This window comes from Pseudoalteromonas sp. 20-MNA-CIBAN-0454 (assembly GCF_040308685.1).
GTDB lineage: Bacteria > Pseudomonadota > Gammaproteobacteria > Enterobacterales > Alteromonadaceae > Pseudoalteromonas > Pseudoalteromonas nigrifaciens.
The window spans coordinates 1-235 of the sequence record NZ_JBEOOB010000245.1; the positions used below are offsets into that span (position 1 = coordinate 1).

General features: G+C 44.7%; 1 pseudogene. It reads left to right on the forward strand.

The window, feature by feature from the left end:
• Positions 1 to 235: pseudogene (locus AAEZ22_RS18640) on the forward strand (hypothetical protein); the annotation flags it as partial.

A 235-nucleotide genomic window follows, 5' to 3' on the forward strand; every position in this document is an offset into this window, starting at 1 on the left:
TATTGGTGGCGCTGGCTATACAACCAATATTAGCCAAGCCCAACGCTATACCTTATCGCAAGTTAAAGATAAACACGCCAGACGCGATTCTGATATACCAGCCCCTTACGATATTGCTTTAGCACTGGCTAACGCTCGCGTAGATATGCAGTATTTAAGTGAAGGAAAAGCACTTAAAAGCGGTGATTGTGGCGAGTACGTTTTACAAGTCCCATCACGCTATGACGGTAACGAT